Source organism: Vibrio maerlii, assembly GCF_003415655.1.
Taxonomy (GTDB): Bacteria; Pseudomonadota; Gammaproteobacteria; order Enterobacterales; family Vibrionaceae; genus Vibrio; species Vibrio maerlii.
Genome location: NZ_QRHC01000009.1, coordinates 193,577 through 208,624, shown reverse-complemented (window position 1 = coordinate 208,624; position 15,048 = coordinate 193,577). Strand labels below are relative to the sequence as shown.

12 protein-coding genes are annotated in these 15,048 nt (G+C 45.0%); 5 read left to right on the top strand and 7 right to left on the bottom strand.

Annotated features, from left to right (window positions below; all coding sequences use genetic code 11):
• Positions 1-3,087 (top strand): Calx-beta domain-containing protein (locus tag DPF91_RS16435; RefSeq protein WP_117235529.1); only part of this gene is annotated, 3,087 nt, incomplete at its 5' end.
• 73 nt (positions 3,088-3,160) lie between these two features.
• Here DPF91_RS16435 and DPF91_RS16430 read toward each other — a convergent pair.
• Positions 3,161-4,354: a class I SAM-dependent methyltransferase gene (locus tag DPF91_RS16430; protein ID WP_117235528.1), complete on the bottom strand. Its 1,194-nt coding sequence runs from the start codon at positions 4,352-4,354 to the stop codon at positions 3,161-3,163.
• Between the two features lie 157 nt (positions 4,355-4,511).
• On the opposite strand from DPF91_RS16430, the gene yccX reads away from it, so the two are divergent.
• Complete coding sequence (gene yccX / locus DPF91_RS16425; RefSeq protein ID WP_117235527.1) at positions 4,512-4,778, top strand: acylphosphatase; 267 nt, start codon at positions 4,512-4,514, stop codon at positions 4,776-4,778.
• 46 nt (positions 4,779-4,824) lie between these two features.
• Here the strand turns inward: yccX and DPF91_RS16420 are convergent, their stop codons facing one another.
• The 6 genes from DPF91_RS16420 to DPF91_RS16395 all read right to left on the bottom strand — a co-directional run bounded on the left by DPF91_RS16420 (position 4,825) and on the right by DPF91_RS16395 (position 10,818).
• On the bottom strand, positions 4,825-5,154 hold the full coding sequence (locus tag DPF91_RS16420) for a TusE/DsrC/DsvC family sulfur relay protein (RefSeq protein ID WP_117235526.1): 330 nt from the start codon (positions 5,152-5,154) through the stop codon (positions 4,825-4,827).
• Between the two features lie 118 nt (positions 5,155-5,272).
• On the bottom strand, positions 5,273-5,935 hold the full coding sequence (locus tag DPF91_RS16415; protein ID WP_117235525.1) for a Bax inhibitor-1/YccA family protein: 663 nt from the start codon (positions 5,933-5,935) through the stop codon (positions 5,273-5,275).
• Between the two features lie 140 nt (positions 5,936-6,075).
• On the bottom strand, positions 6,076-7,254 hold the full coding sequence (locus DPF91_RS16410) for an ABC transporter permease (protein ID WP_117235524.1): 1,179 nt from the start codon (positions 7,252-7,254) through the stop codon (positions 6,076-6,078).
• Entirely contained in the window at positions 7,251-8,390 is a 1,140-nt protein-coding gene (locus DPF91_RS16405; protein ID WP_117235523.1) for an ABC transporter permease, read from the bottom strand. The genes DPF91_RS16410 and DPF91_RS16405 overlap by 4 nt, the downstream gene beginning before the upstream one ends.
• Before the next feature lie 12 nt (positions 8,391-8,402).
• On the bottom strand, positions 8,403-9,383 hold the full coding sequence (locus tag DPF91_RS16400; protein WP_117235522.1) for an HlyD family secretion protein: 981 nt from the start codon (positions 9,381-9,383) through the stop codon (positions 8,403-8,405).
• A 10-nt stretch (positions 9,384-9,393) separates the two neighbouring features.
• Positions 9,394-10,818 (bottom strand): TolC family protein, encoded by a 1,425-nt coding sequence (locus DPF91_RS16395; protein WP_117235539.1) that lies wholly within the window; start codon positions 10,816-10,818, stop codon positions 9,394-9,396.
• 429 nt (positions 10,819-11,247) lie between these two features.
• On the opposite strand from DPF91_RS16395, the gene zwf reads away from it, so the two are divergent.
• From zwf to gnd, 3 genes are read left to right on the top strand one after another with little or no spacing between them, the layout of a single operon-like run.
• Positions 11,248-12,750: a glucose-6-phosphate dehydrogenase gene (gene zwf / locus DPF91_RS16390; RefSeq protein ID WP_164684218.1), complete on the top strand. Its 1,503-nt coding sequence runs from the start codon at positions 11,248-11,250 to the stop codon at positions 12,748-12,750.
• Complete coding sequence (pgl, locus tag DPF91_RS16385; RefSeq protein ID WP_117235520.1) at positions 12,747-13,463, top strand: 6-phosphogluconolactonase; 717 nt, start codon at positions 12,747-12,749, stop codon at positions 13,461-13,463. The genes zwf and pgl overlap by 4 nt, the downstream gene beginning before the upstream one ends.
• 34 nt (positions 13,464-13,497) lie before the next feature.
• Positions 13,498-14,946, top strand: a complete 1,449-nt coding sequence (gnd, locus tag DPF91_RS16380; RefSeq protein WP_117235519.1) for a decarboxylating NADP(+)-dependent phosphogluconate dehydrogenase — start codon at positions 13,498-13,500, stop codon at positions 14,944-14,946.
• Positions 14,947-15,048: the final 102 nt, after the last annotated feature.

The following is a 15,048-nucleotide window of genomic DNA, read 5'->3' as shown; positions in this document are numbered from 1 at the left end:
CCGAACTCCGCGACCGCTACCATCTTTGATGATGGTGATGGTCCGGGTGATGATCCTGATGATGACCGCCCAGAGGTGTGGATTGAAGGCGGTGGCGACGTCAATGAAGGCGATACGGTTGGGTTTACCGTTAAGACCAGCGCCGCCGCTGCTGTAGAGGTGTTCGCTAAAGTGGCCTTAACGGACATCGATACCGACAGTGATGATATCGATGCGTTTGAGTACCTCGACGATGAGGGTATCTGGCAAGCCGTKCCAGTGGATGGGGTGATCCCAATTCCCGTTGAGGAGACGTCGGTTGMGCTTCGAGTGGTGACCTCGCCTGATAACGTGTATGAAGGTCCCGAAGACTTTTCAGTGGGCGTAACACCAGACAGTGGCACCGTGGCTTCGGCAAGTGAGCCGAACTCCGCGACCGCTACCATCTTTGATGATGGTGATGGTCCGGGTGATGATCCTGATGATGACCGCCCAGAGGTGTGGATTGAAGGCGGTGGCGACGTCAATGAAGGCGATACGGTTGGGTTTACCGTTAAGACCAGCGCCGCCGCTGCTGTAGAGGTGTTCGCTAAAGTGGCCTTAACGGACATCGATACCGACAGTGATGATATCGATGCGTTTGAGTACCTCGACGATGAGGGTATCTGGCAAGCCGTGCCAGTGGATGGCGTGATCCCAATTCCCGTTGAGGAGACGTCGGTTGCGCTTCGAGTGGTGACCTCGCCTGATAACGTGTATGAAGGTCCCGAAGACTTTTCAGTGGGCGTAACACCAGACAGTGGCACCGTGGCTTCGGCAAGTGAGCCGAACTCCGCGACCGCGACCATCCTTGATGCGCAAAGTGCACCAGTGGTGAGCATCGTCTCAAACCAACCTGACGTTGTGGAAGGGCAGCCGGCACTTTTCACAGTCAGTGTTGATCAAATCGCTGATTCACCAATTGTCGTAAACTTCACCTACAGCGGAATAGCTGATGATGGTAGCGATTATACCAAAGTGAGTAGTGTTGTTATTCCGTCGGGTCAACCCTCAGTTCTTCTCGATATAACGACTATTGATGATTCACTGGTGGAAAATACAGAAGATCTAATTGTTACTATTGATAATGTCGCTGGAGCAAATGCAGAAGTCAATGAGCAAGCTAAAACAGCGAGTGTTGATATCCTTGATAACGAGCCAAGATTGATCATCGATTCAAATGACAGCAATATCGATCCCGGTCTTGAAGGGGCGGCAGGTAACGATATTTTAATAGGTGATACTGGTGGGTATGTAACAAATATTGAGCCAGGAAAAAACTACAACATCGCTCTTATCATCGACACCTCGGGTAGTATGGACGATGAAATGGGTAATACTGGTAAAAGTCGGATCGAGGTTGTAGAGGAGGCGTTGAAGAACCTAGTTGCATCGTTCCAGAATCACGACGGTACCATCAACGTTAAACTGATTTTATTTGATTCAGAGGTTGATCTTAGCTTTAACGCAATGGATATCACGAATGATCAAGACAGCTATGATGACCTTTTGGAACAAATAGATACACAGCTTAATGCCTCTGGATATACGGACTACGCTGCGGGCCTAGCTGATGCGAACTCTTGGTTTGATAGCTTACCCGATGATGGTTCTGAGAATCTAACCTACTTCCTAACTGATGGTAAACCTAACGTATCGGGAAATGATGAACAGGCACTTATCAATGCACTAGATGAGTTTGAATCGCTGTCAACGAAGTCTGAGGTTCAGGCTATCGGCATAGGTAATGATATTAGTACCGACATCCTTAAGTTCTTTGATAACTCGAGTGAAGTTCAATTGGGACCTGTTCCTGGACTAGATACCACGGCAACGTTAATAGATTTTGAAAACGGGATTAGTGGTCAAGACACTGGATCGGACCCAAATGGTACAGTTTTCATCAATGATGATGATCAATTGGTTATCAGAGATGAGGACCAAGGTTCGGGGTCAGAGAGAAATAACTCACTCGACTCAGAGTGGACGAGTGATTCAATTACCTTAACAGACGACGGGGCACTCAACTTCGATTATCGATTTGATGATGGTTCGTTCTATTGGGAAATCTACGATGAAAATGACGACCTTGTTGAGTCTGGAGGGGATTCGATACCTAACAATGGAAGCCGGAATGGAAGCGTGGAGATAGACTCGTTAAGTGCAGGTTCTTATTATCTAAAAGTTGGGATTGACGCTAATGCAGGGCGACGTGCGTCAGTCAACTTGCAGAATATCATTGCTACTTATCCCGTTTTGGCAGTCGCCGGGGAAGTCGAGAATGTTACTACACCTGAGCAACTTGAGGCAGCTCTCCAAGGGGGGAGCACCACCAATGTTCTTGATGATGTCGGTATGGACTTGCTAGTAGGTGGTTTAGGTAATGACATTCTATTTGGCGACTCGGTCAATAGTGACAATTTACCGTGGAATGATGGTACACCAGAAACGGCGGGCAATCCTGTTAAACCATCAGACCTTGATGATGGTGCAGGTATATCAGCTGTCTATGATTTCTTGACACTCAAAAATGTTAGTACTGCTACAGACGATGATGTCTATAACTTCATCCAAGAGAATTATGAGATTCTTAATGTTGAAGGAGATACTCGAGGTAGCAACGATGAGATCTATGGTGGTGAAGGGAATGACATCATATTTGGTCAAGGAGGTAATGACATACTAGTCGGTGGATTAGGAGACGATATTCTCACTGGTGGGGAAGGCGCTGATATCTTCCGTTGGGAAGAGATGGATGACTCGGTTGTTGGTGATCGAGTGACAGACTTTGATTTGTCAGAGGGTGACCAATTAGACATTGCGGATATTCTTGCCGATCAAACGACTGAAGAACTTGGGACTCTTTTAAGTGGTCTTGAGAACGGCGGTACAGCAGGTGTCAACGACGATGTTAGCATTTCTGTGATTGAAGATAACAACACTGGAGACACAGAACTTACGTTAGTGAAAGATAATCAAACTCTAGTTGTTAATTTTGAAGGTGCAGCGGCGTCGGATATTACTCAAGCGATCTTTGACAATTTGAACTACACACCCTCATCAGACTAGTAGTTAGACTTGAAAAAGCTAATATAGGAAGACCACCGCGAGGTGGTCTTCTTTTATGTCTTCGAGCTTTAAATTACAGAACCTTACAAGCAAAACCTTTCAGGTAGAAGCCTTCAGGGTATGCAGAGTCCGTTGGGTGATCGGCTGCTTGTTCGAAGCGTTCCACAAACTTCACTTGGCGACCAGAATCTACTGCGGCATCTGCGATGACTTTTTGGAACAGCTCGCCACTCATTAAACCAGAGCAAGAGTAGGTAAGAAGCGTACCGCCTGGTTTTAAAATTTGCATGGCTAGCATGTTGATATCTTTGTATCCGTTGGCACCTGACGTTAAGTTGTTTTTGCTTGAAACGAACTTAGGTGGGTCCATGATGACCACGTCAAATTTGGTGCCTTGATCTCGGTATTCGCGTAGCAGTTTGAACACATCTGCATTCAGGAATACTGCACGCTTCTTCGAGATATCAAACTCGTTAAGTTCCGCATTGAACTTCGCTGTATCTAGCGCTGGCTGAGAAACGTCTGCATTAATGACGCGCTTTGCTCCACCTTTTAGAGAGTAAAGGCCAAAGCCGCCAGTGTAAGAGAAGCAGTTCAAGACCTCTTTGTCTTTCACGTACTTCATTGCTTGTTGGCGACTATCACGCTGGTCTAGGTAAAAACCTGTTTTATGACCACCAACGATATCAACACTGATCTTCACACCGTTCTCTTCAATCACTACGGATTTTGGTGGCTCTTCACCGTGTAGTACACCAGTTGTCTCTTCTAGGCCTTCCTTCTTACGAACCGCAACATCTGAACGCTCGTAAATGTTGTGATCAGGGAAAACGTGTAGCAGGGCTTTAACAAGCAGTTGTTTGTTGATTTCAGCACCTGCACTTAACAGCTGACACACCAGATAGTTTTGGTATTTGTCTATAGTGATACCAGGTAAACCGTCAGATTCTGCAGCAATTAAGCGAAAGCCAGTCAAACCATCACGCTCGATAACATCTTCGCGTAGAAGCAGAGCATCTTGAATGCGTTTAATGAAGAAGTTCAGGTCAATTTCTTCTTTTTTAAAAGACCAAACACGGGCACGAATCTGTGAGTTAGGAGAGTATGCCGCTTTTGCTAGCCACTTCCCGTTATGTGCAAAAACATCTACTGTTTCACCCAGTGAAGGCTCGCCAGTGGTTTTTGCAATACCACGTGAGAAGATCCAAGGGTGTTGTCTGAAGAGAGATTTTTCTCTGCCTTTTACGAGATGAATAGCTGCAGTCATGGGAAGTGCCTATGTTCTTTTAGAGGGCGGGTATTGTCTTGTATCGATTCACCAATTGCAATGGTTAACCATACCGTGAGTTAAGAAACATTGCTCCATCAGCGAATGGTCTATTATTTACCGATGTGAAGAATATTGTTTTCAAGGAGTGAACAACATGAAATGTCACAAAATCGTTGTTACAGGAATGGTTCAAGGTGTCGGTTTTCGCTATCACACTTGTCATGAGGGTTTGAAGCTTGGGTTAAGTGGGTACGCTATGAACCTGAACGATGGCAGTGTTGAAGTGATTGCTCAAGGTAATGATGAAGCTGTTGATGCCTTAACCAATTGGCTAAAAGAAGGACCTAGGACGGCGAGTGTCACGTCAATGAATTATGAAGTAGTTGAGCAGGGTAGTTGGCGAGGCTTTGAAATACTCTAGGCCCCGCAATAGCAAAGTATATTTCCTTGGAAGGAAGGGTATCTGCTTATAAGCACTTAGCTGGCTTTGGTAGACCTGCTAGCTTCGTTGCCTGCTTTGCTGGTCCTTTCTTGAATAACTTGAAGAGATATTTGCTGTTACCCTTGTCTGGTCCATGCTCTTTCTCAACCGCTTTAACCAACATGCGAACAGCAGGAGAGGTATTGAATTCTTCGTAGAACTTACGCACAAAACGAACAATTTCCAGATGATCGTCTGTTAGCTCAATACCTTCTTCTTCCGCTAGGATAGTGATCATACCTTCTTCCCAGTCGGTGTGATTAATGAGGTAACCCTGTGCGTCGGTTTCGATTTGTTTGCCGTTGAATTCGAACATAGTGATCTCTGATTCTTTGAGGTAATTGATTTTTGGATGCGTTAATAGCTTAACTTGAGACGAATAAACAAAAAAGCCCGAATCAAGGATTCGGGCTTTTAAACGTTTGATTGACGAATTAGTCGTCGTTCATCACACCTAGGATGCTCAGTAGGCTGATGAAAATGTTGTAGATAGAAACGTACAGGCTCACAGTTGCTGAGATGTAGTTAGTTTCACCACCACGAATGATCGATTGCGTTGTAAGCAGGATAACACCTGTTGAGAACAGGATGAACATCGCACTCATCGCTAGGTAAAGCATTGGCATCTGTAGGAAGATGTTAGCAACCATACCAACAAGAAGCACAACGAAACCTGCCATTAGCATACCGTTTAGGAATGATAGGTCACGCTTAGTTGTTAGCGCGTAAGCAGACGCACCTAAGAATGCTAGAGCTGTACCGCCAAGAGCTGTTAGTACCACATCGCCCATACCTGCACCAACGTACATGTTTAGGATTGGACCGATGGTGTAACCTAAGAAACCAGTAAATAGGAACGTAAATACCAGACCCATGCTGTTGTTACGGTTCTTTTCTGTTAGGAACAGTAGGCCGTAGAAACCAACAAGCATAATGATCAAACCTGGACGAGGTAGGTTCATTGCCATTGAGAAGCCAGCTACAACGGCTGACCACAATAGTGTCATTGATAGTAGGGCGTATGTGTTACGCAGGACTTTGTTTGTTTGCAGTACACTCTCATGAGTTGAACTGCGTGAAACCATAGGACCGTTCATAATCTTCCTCATTAGGATCGTAATTGTTATATGTATATTTATGAGGCCTGAAGTCTTTAAAATCAAGCCCATTAAATTAGTCAATTACCTAAATTATAAAGTATTCATACCAAAATTAAGCATAAGAGTTGTAACAAATGTTAATCAATAACCTGTTGTTTGCCTGTTTTGTGAGGCTGCACAAACCTATACGATACCCAAGCTACAATCGCCCAACCTAAAGTTTGCAACCAAAGTTGATAATAATGAGTTGAGATTTGGCCCCATTCAGCGCTCATTTGATTAATCGCCAAGAACCCTTTGATTGCCGGTGTGCTAGGAAATAGAGCAGCTAATTGATTGATTGGTTGAGGAATCATTTCTGTTGGCCAGATAAAACCAGCGGTGAAAATGAGCGGCATTGAGCTTAATAATACAACGACCGTGACTAACTCTCGACGAGGCAACCAGTTTCCTAACGTAATGCCTAAGCAGGTTGAGGCGAGTAAAAATGGGAGCAGTAATGCGATCACTTCTACGTGATTGGCAAGCGTTGCTATTCCATAAAAACTAAAGCTGAAACCAAAGTAATACAGGGCCAATAAATAGTAGAGTGCACCCAGTACTGAGCATCTCAATGTCATGTTCTGCAGGGGGGAGAGCTTGAGCCAGTAGTATTTTGTACTCTGTGGCAGTGATTTCTGTGTCGCATTCATTAAACCAGCGGCCATGACCAGTGTTTGTTGCAGTATGAGGACGAACACTGCAGGCACCACATAATCAACATAGCCCATTCTTGGGTTAAAGGTTGGCTTCATATTGGCTTTTATTGCTGTGTATTGCTCCTTAGCACTTCCAAGAGGGGTACCATCCAGTACAAGTCGAGAAATTTTTACTTCAGCTGCTAATGTACCGCTTGCGGTCGCTAAACCTTCTACGATGCCACCATAGACAAGGAAGTAAGACGCATCACCAGCGTATGAAAGGGTTGGGCTTTTTCCTAAAAGAAGATCCTTATAAAAATCTTGTGGGATGACAACAAACCCACCAGCCTCTTGTGCGAGGACTAGTTGCTCTGCTTCTTTTATGTTGCTTACTCTGTGAATGACTTTGACCTGAGAGGTGGCATCTAGCATTCTTTCAAGCTTGTAGCTGACTTGGCTGTTATCTTGGTTCACTACCGCAATCGGTAGTTCTTGAACCACTTGTTGTGCATAAGGCAACGGGTAAAGAAACGAGTAAAACACGACACCACCAAACATAGTGAGATTTATCACAGGGTTCGTCACCAGCGATTTTAGTTCAAGCCACAATAAGTCGATTAAACGGAAGTTCTTCATATTGCTGCCTTACCTTTGTGCTTTTTAATCAGCAGCACGATGGGAATGAGCACAGTGAGATATAAACACATCGGAGCTAAGCTCAAAATAGATTGCCACATGGTGACGCCGTAACTTGATTGGGAAACCTGTACCTCAATATAATGACTGATTGGGAGTAGACTTCGCCAAGTCTGTGCGAGCATTCCCATATCTGAAGTCGGAAAGGTGATACCCATAAAGGCAAAACTTGGTGCGGTAAAAGCGCCGGCAAAACTCATTGCTCGTGCAGGGTCTAATGTAAGGAAGAAAAACAGGCTTCCCATGATCATACATGCCAGTGTTGTGAGTAGTTGAGCAAGTAAAACTATCAAATAGTCCCCGCTGAATAGCCACTGCTCAACATGGTAGAACCAAATCAAGAATCCAATACCCATGGTCATAAATATCGGTATATAAGGGCTTAACGTTTTGCTTATGGAAGTTAGAGGTGCAGTACCAATCCATTGATTGAGGTTTGACTGTTTCAGGTTCGCATTAAGGATGAGAATGGTGCCGACCACAATAAAGACTTGCCATAGCGCCGGAACGATAGCGGACACTAAGAACTGGGCGTAGTTAGTGGTTTGGTTGAATAGGGGGCTGATCTGCGTTTGAACCACGACAGCTTGCCCTTTCGCTCCATCTAAAGCCGTATCCCCGGAAGTTAGCTCTTTTGCGACACCAATCTGTGCGCTCATAGTGCCTATAGTCTGCTGAATGGCAGAGTTTAATAGCTTACCGACTAAAATGAACTGGCTATTGTAGAACACGTCAATCTGAGGCGTTTGCCCTAGGTAAACATCTCGATCCAGATGTTTAGGGATAACGACCACCCCATAAATGTGACTCTCAATCATGGCGTTTTTTGCATCATGCAAACTGGAGTATGACTGCGATACTTTGAGTGTCGCAGAGGCATCAAGTGATTGTGAAAGTGTTCGACTCATAGCGCTGTGTGATAAATCAACCACACCTATCGGCAGATCTCGTGCCGTACCAGCAGAAAAGATAGATCCAATGATGACGGCCAACAGAATAGGCATGATGGTTAAACAGATGATTAACCATCGGTCATTAATGAAAATCTTCCACTGCGTTGAGAAAGCATTGCTCATCAATTCGCTGCCTTATGGTTGTAGCTCTACGACGAGGCTCATACCGACACGCAGGTTCAAGGTTTGATCTACAGGTCGAGCTTCGACTTCAAAAGTTCGTAGGTCAAAACCTTGTGTTGCATCCGTCGAGCGCCAAGTTGCAAAATCACCCATAGCGGAAACATGAGATACTTCGAACTCTACACTTTGTTCAAGTGCTGGTAGGTAAGCGCTGAATTGCGCACCTTTAGTGAATGATTTAAGCAGGTCTTCACGTACGTTTAAAACCGCCCAAGCATCAGACATATCAGTGACTGTCACAACAGGGAAGCCTTGCGGTGCAAGCTCGCCGCTATGCAATAGAACTTGGGAGACTTCGCCGTCAAACCAACTTTTGATCTGCGTATCTTCTGCGTAAGCTTCTACTTCCGCTACTGCCCCAGCGGCTGCTCGTGCTTTTTGCGCGGCTGCGAGTTTAGTTTCATCACGAGCACCCTCTTTCGCGAGCTGAAACATCTGGTAAGCGGCACTTTCGGTGTATTTTGCTGCTTCCCATTGTGTTTTTGCTTCATCTCGCTTCTGCTCTGCGACAACTCCGTCGTTATAAAGGTTGTTGACACGCTGATAGGTTTTTTCCATCAATGCCGATGCTGCTTTGGCTTTTTGCCATTGATCTTTAGCTGCTTGTATCTGTTGCGTACGAGCACCTTTCTCCGCTTCCTGTGCCAAAGCGCCTGCAGCCTGTTCACCCGCTTTAGCTTGTTCTAATTTCGCTTCAATCTCTGGGCTGTGTAGGTTAAAGATGAGTTGTCCCTGAGAAACTTGATCGCCTTTTCGAACAAACACTTGGTCAATACGTCCTGGCACTTTTGAAGAGACACTATATTGCTGAGCATCTATTTGGCCTTGTATGCGTATAGGTTTTGGTTGATTCGCTTGATAAAAGGAGTATCCAACCCAGGTTGCAACACCGATAAGCGCAACCGGTAAAACTAAAGATTTAATTGATTTCATGTTGCGTCCTCTACAAATTTTGATGCTGCGCTGTGTTAGAAAGTTGGATTTGGGCTGATGATTGGAATTGATTAAAACTGTCCATAGAGCTGCTCAATGCCAGTAGCTTATTCAATGAAATAAGGTACTTAAATCTTGCTGCTGACTGTTGAGTTTTGATGCTTGCGAGATAAAGCTCCGCATCGACCACTTCAAGTGATGTGGCTAATCCTTGGTTGAAAGCTTTCTTACGCAAAGTGAGGTTTTCTTGAGCTAGAGAAAGACTTGAGTTTAGCCCCAAGACTTCATCAATAGATTGCTGAGCCTCGAGATAAGTCTTATGTACAAGCACGGTGAGATCTTGTCTTGCTTGCGCTTTTAAGTAATCCACTTGCTTCACTGCGCTATGAGCGGCAGACACTTTATCTGAACGACCAGAGGTATCAATCAGTGGGACGTTTACACCAATCCCAACTAACCAGTCTGGCTTTGCCACGCTAGCGAGCGTATCGTCTTCATGCAGGCTGTAATCGCCATAAAGATAGACTTCTGGGTAGTATTTGCCTTTCTCTGCTTTGATCAGGCTTGAGGCTTGCCTTTGTTTTGCATCAAGCAAGTCTAAACCAGGGTAGGTAGAGAGTGTTTGGTCTATGAATGCAGACATAGTGGGAAGTCTCTGGTTTACAAACAGATCGTCGGAAGGCTCTACACTTGTCTCTGCACTTAAAATTTGGGTTAGCGCCGATTGAGCGATATTCAGTTCATGCTCAACCTTTTTACGCTCTACAATCGCTTTATCTAATGAAGCTTCTGCTTGCAGGCGTTCTACTTTGGCAATCTGACCTTGCTCTTCTAGTTTAATTGCGAAATCGCGATGTTGGGTAAGACCTTTCTCGACTGCTTTGCGCGTTTCAACCACTTCCTTTGCCAACTGAACAGAGAAGTAGTACTTACTCAAATCTTCGAAACGAGCTTGGGTTTCCATTGCAAGTTGACTCTTCGCCTCGTCAGTTTGTCCTTGAGCGGCAGATTGAGCAGCTGTGATGCGGCCGCCAGTGAAAATAGGCCAAACCGCGCGGATTGAGGAGGTGAAAATATCTCTCTCTGTAATCGTTGAAGTGATTCCACCAATATCGCCAAACATAGATCCTGCACCAGCAAGAATCGCTTCGAGACCGGGGGGAACATTGCTCAAGCTATCCGCAAACTGCTCACCATTAATCGTCACATCAGAGTCAAGGCGCGTATAGTTCGCACCAACGGAAACTGAGGGTAGGTTGAGGCTCCTGGTCGAGGATTGCAGGTGTTGATAGCGCTCAACATTTGCTCGCTGTGCAGCCAAAGAGTTGTTGTTACTTTGCAAAACCTGCCAGGCTTGTTCGAAGCTGATGGACGCTGAGTAGCTAGGTAAGCTGGTCAAGAGGCAAAGGCTCAGTGTGGTCAGTCGCTTTTTCATGATTGCTAAAGTATTTAGAGTAATTGCTCTACAACTTAACACTAACATCTCATCATGTCTCTCAGAACGATTAAAAAGTGTTAACTGTGTAAATAAGCAAATCGTAACCAGATATGTAATCGATTACCTATTAAGGGTAACTCTGGAGCGTTCAAAAAAGGAAACATTGGTGATGCAGAGGAAATCTGCTCAAAAAATTAGCGACTTACGGAAAAAACGTGGTTGAAAATTGCTGCTCCGACTTGATGTAAGTCAAATACTCATAGACAATATCAAGTTGTATTTAGGTGAACTGAATCACCTGCATTACCAGTCTATACATCATTGATATTAACTATCTAATATATAGCGAATATCTATTACAGATTTAATTATGTGGCTGCTAACGTAGCGGCATAAATATAACGATTCATTGTTAAAGGAAAGATGATGGTAATACCTGAAAATAGTAGCATCGTGATTTTTGGTGCTTCGGGTGATTTGACATACCGTAAATTAATCCCTGCGCTTTATCATTTATACGCGAACAACCAAATGCCTGAGTCTTTTCTCATTTTGGGTGTTAGTCGAACAGAATACAGTGATGAAACTTATCGCGAGAAGCTGAAGAAATCTCTTCAGGAAATGGAGAAAACAGAGCCAGCAGTGCTTGATGCATTCATGAATCATCTTCACTATCAGGCGATCAACACATCTGACCAAGCTGATTATGCTCGATTAGCGACGCGTCTTGAGAAGCTGCAAACCGAGTACTCATGTACTAATACCAACACTCTTTTCTACTTAGCAACGCCTCCAAGTCTTTATGGCGTGATCCCTGCAAATCTTGCAGCACATGGCCTAAATGACGAATCAAACGGCTGGCGTCGTATTATCATCGAGAAACCATTTGGTTACGATCTTGAATCAGCTCAAAAGTTGGATAAAGAAATCCACGAACACTTCCAAGAGCACCAGATCTACCGCATCGACCACTATCTAGGTAAAGAAACCGTGCAGAACCTACTGGTACTGCGTTTCTCAAACGCGATGTTTGAACCTCTTTGGAACCGCAACTTCATTGAGTACGTTGAGATCACGGGTGCTGAGTTCTTAGGTGTTGAAGAGCGTGGTGGCTATTACGACGGCTCGGGCGCAGTACGTGATATGTTCCAAAACCACTTACTGCAAGTATTAGCAATGGTAGGGATGGAACCACCTGCACAGATTAACGCTGATGCGATGCGTGATGAGGTGGTTAAGGTTCTACAATGTTTGAAACCATTGGAAGAAGAAGACCTTCGTAATGATCTTGTACTGGGTCAATATACGGCTTCTGATGTACGTGGCCAACACCTTCTCGGTTACCGTGAAGAACATGGTGTGGCTGATGATTCTCGTACTGAGACCTACATTGGCCTGAAAGCTCACATCAATAACTGGCGCTGGAACGGTGTACCGTTCTACGTACGTACAGGTAAACGATTGCCAACTCGTGTGACAGAAATCGTGATTCATTTTAAGAACACGCCACATCCAGTATTTGGTCAAGACGCACCTGAAAACAAGTTGATCATTCGCATCCAACCAGATGAGGGTATTCAACTTAGCTTTGGCCTTAAAGAGCCGGGCGCTGGCTTCAAGGCTAAAGAAGTGAAGATGAACTTCTCTTACTCTGATCTTCAAGAAACGAACATGCTGACAGCTTATGAGCGCCTTCTTCTTGATGCGCTAAATGGCGATGCAACGCTGTTTGCTCGTACCGATGCTGTAGAGGCATGTTGGAAGTATGTACAGCCTATTCTTGACTTCAAACAAGATCCTCAAGCGCTATTTGGTTACGCTTGTGGTACTTGGGGTCCTCAAGAATCAGATGAACTATTACAACGCGATGGCCGCGCTTGGCGCTTCCCTTGCAAAAACTTAACAGACACGGATTACTGTGAATTATGATCAACCATAAGATCTTTGATACAGCAAGGCAGGTAGTAGAAAGCCTTGCAAACGACATGAAAGCATTCAGTGAGCTGGGCCGCCCAGTTCACATTTCACTATCTGGTGGTAGTACGCCAAAGATGCTTTTCAAATTGCTTGCTACGGATGCTTACGCAACATCAATTCAATGGCAGAACCTACATTTCTGGTGGGGTGATGAACGTTGCGTTGCTCCTGATGATGCAGAGAGTAACTTTGGTGAAGCAAATGCACTGCTTTTCACTAAAGTAAATCTTCCTGCTGAAAATATTCACCGTATTCGTGGTGAAGATGAGCCGCAAGCGGAAGCAGAGCGTTTTGCTAAAGAAATGGCTGATGTTATCCCAACAGAGAACGGCACACCTGTTTTCGATTGGATCCTACTTGGTGTCGGTGCAGATGGTCACACGGCTTCTCTGTTCCCAGGTAAAACTGACTACCAAGATCAAAACTTGTCGGTTCTGGCTTCTCACCCTGAGTCTGGCCAAATCCGTGTATCAAAAACTGCGAAAGTTCTGGAAGCTGCAAAACGCATTAGCTACCTAGTACTTGGTGCAGGCAAGGTTGATATCGTAAACGAAATTTCTACTACTCCAGCAGAGCAGCTCCCTTATCCGGCGGCAAAAATCCAGTCTAAAACTGGCGAGACTGAGTGGTACCTAGATTCTGACGCAGCAGCAAAAATCGCGTAACGCGAGCGTCCATAAAAGTAAATGGAGATAAACAATGAAAGGTGATATCGGTGTAATTGGCCTAGCAGTAATGGGTCAAAACCTTATCCTAAACATGAACGACAACGGTTTTAAAGTTGTTGCTCACAACCGTACTGCTGCGAAAGTAGACGAATTCCTAGAAGGCCCAGCAAAAGGTACTAACATCATTGGCGCATACTCTCTAGAAGAGCTAGTTGAGAAGCTAGAAGCACCACGTAAAGTAATGCTAATGGTACGTGCAGGTGCTGTTGTTGATACCTTCATCGACAACCTAATTCCGCTTCTAGACGAAGGCGACATCATCATTGACGGTGGTAACACAAACTACCCTGACACGAACCGCCGCGTAGCGCATTGTCGTGAAAAGGGCATTCACTTCATTGGTACTGGTGTATCTGGTGGTGAAGAAGGTGCTCGTTTCGGTCCTTCAATCATGCCAGGCGGCGCAGCTGAAGCTTGGGAAGCGGTTAAGCCAATCTTCCAAGGTATCTCTGCAAAAACTGACGCTGGCGAACCTTGTTGTGACTGGGTTGGTAACGACGGTGCAGGTCACTTCGTTAAGATGGTACATAACGGTATCGAATACGGCGATATGCAACTTATCACTGAAGCTTACCAGTTCATGAAAGACGGTCTTGGTATGTCTGCTGACGAAATGCAAGCAGTATTCGCTGACTGGAACAAGACAGAGCTAGACAGCTACCTAGTTGAAATCACAGCTGATATCCTTGGCTACAAAGATGAAGACGGTGAGCCTCTAGTTGAGAAGATCCTAGATACAGCTGGTCAGAAAGGTACGGGTAAATGGACGGGTATCAACGCACTAGACCTAGGTATTCCTCTAACGCTTATCTCTGAGTCTGTATTCTCTCGTTGTCTATCTGCGCTTAAAGATCAGCGTGTTGAAGCTGAATCTCTATTCGGTAAGACAATTACTCCAGTTGAAGGCGATAAGCAAGAGTGGGTTGATGCACTACGTCAAGCTCTACTAGCTTCTAAGATCATCTCTTACGCTCAAGGCTTCATGCTAATGCGCGAAGCTTCTAATGAGAACGGTTGGGACCTAAATTACGGTAACGTAGCACTAATGTGGCGTGGTGGTTGTATCATCCGTTCTGCATTCCTTGGGAACATCCGTGATGCGTACGAAGCAAACCCAGACATTGCGTTCCTAGGTTCTGATGAGTACTTCAAAAACATCCTACAAGGCAGCCTAGCGGCATGGCGTAAAGTAGCAGCGAAATCTCTAGAGTCTGGCATCCCAATGCCATGTACGATTTCTGCGTTATCTTTCCTAGACGGTTACACAACAGCTCGCCTACCTGCCAACCTGCTTCAAGCTCAGCGTGACTACTTCGGTGCTCACACTTACGAGCGTACTGACCGTCCACGTGGTGAGTTCTTCCACACAAACTGGACTGGTACCGGCGGCGACACTGCTTCTACAACTTACGACGTATAATCGTAGCGTTTAAGCAGTTTTCCAATATAGTGGAAATTAAAAAAAGGATGCCAATTCGGCATCCTTTTCTCTTAATCGCGCTAGGTTTATGTATTTGGTACT

Coding starts and splice junctions, on each gene's coding strand:
- DPF91_RS16430 (WP_117235528.1), bottom strand. CDS start 4,354: ATGACTGCAGCTATTCATCTCGTAAAAGGCAGAGAAAAATCTCTCTTC.
- yccX (WP_117235527.1), top strand. CDS start 4,512: ATGAAATGTCACAAAATCGTTGTTACAGGAATGGTTCAAGGTGTCGGT.
- DPF91_RS16420 (WP_117235526.1), bottom strand. CDS start 5,154: ATGTTCGAATTCAACGGCAAACAAATCGAAACCGACGCACAGGGTTAC.
- DPF91_RS16415 (WP_117235525.1), bottom strand. CDS start 5,935: ATGAACGGTCCTATGGTTTCACGCAGTTCAACTCATGAGAGTGTACTG.
- DPF91_RS16410 (WP_117235524.1), bottom strand. CDS start 7,254: ATGAAGAACTTCCGTTTAATCGACTTATTGTGGCTTGAACTAAAATCG.
- DPF91_RS16405 (WP_117235523.1), bottom strand. CDS start 8,390: ATGAGCAATGCTTTCTCAACGCAGTGGAAGATTTTCATTAATGACCGA.
- DPF91_RS16400 (WP_117235522.1), bottom strand. CDS start 9,383: ATGAAATCAATTAAATCTTTAGTTTTACCGGTTGCGCTTATCGGTGTT.
- DPF91_RS16395 (WP_117235539.1), bottom strand. CDS start 10,818: ATGAAAAAGCGACTGACCACACTGAGCCTTTGCCTCTTGACCAGCTTA.
- zwf (WP_164684218.1), top strand. CDS start 11,248: ATGGTAATACCTGAAAATAGTAGCATCGTGATTTTTGGTGCTTCGGGT.
- pgl (WP_117235520.1), top strand. CDS start 12,747: ATGATCAACCATAAGATCTTTGATACAGCAAGGCAGGTAGTAGAAAGC.
- gnd (WP_117235519.1), top strand. CDS start 13,498: ATGAAAGGTGATATCGGTGTAATTGGCCTAGCAGTAATGGGTCAAAAC.